Origin of the sequence: Cytobacillus kochii (assembly GCF_020171845.1) — a bacterium.
In the GTDB taxonomy this organism is placed as follows: Bacteria; Bacillota; Bacilli; order Bacillales; family Cytobacillaceae; genus Cytobacillus; species Cytobacillus kochii.
Genome location: NZ_JAIVAM010000042.1, coordinates 1 through 610, shown reverse-complemented (window position 1 = coordinate 610; position 610 = coordinate 1). Strand labels below are relative to the sequence as shown.

Annotated in this window: 1 protein-coding gene; it reads right to left on the bottom strand. The window is 39.3% G+C overall.

All coding sequences use genetic code 11. From position 1 onward, the window contains the following. Positions 1-610 (bottom strand): IS3 family transposase (locus LCM23_RS25735; RefSeq protein ID WP_224939362.1); only part of this gene is annotated, 610 nt, incomplete at both ends.

Here is a 610-nt window from a genome sequence, read left to right as displayed (position 1 = left end):
GTATATTTTTGACGTGTACTGGAAGCCTTGATCCGAATGGAGAACGGCTCCAGCCACGTCTTTTTTCTTTGTCCATTTCTCTACCGTTTTTAACACAAGTTCCAAATCATTTCTTTGGGCTAGCTCCCAACTTACTATTTCGTTATTAAAGAGATCCTGTATGACCGATAAATAATAATATTCTTCGCCAACAGACACAAATGTGATATCCGTTACCATTTTTTGATTAGGTCCTACCGCCTTGAACTTCCTTTTCAGACGGTTAGGAAAGAGGTTAGAAGGACTATGACCATGTCGTTTTCTCTTTTTTCGGATGACTGATTGTATGTTCATTGCCGTCATCAATCGGTAGACCTTTTTGTGATTAATTAAATACCCATTTTCATTTAATTCGTCTGTAATACGGGGTCGTCCATATTCGGGATGCATAAAATGTATGCCCAAAATGTGCTCTCGAATCTCTTGTTCATCCCTAACTTTTGCTTCGCGTTTATGATTGTTTTTTCTCCATTTGTAGTAGCTAGCCGGTTTGATATAGGCAATCTCCAACAGCCAGGAGACCGGATAGGTAACCCTTAACTCATCCACCAATTCATATTTCATTCGTCTG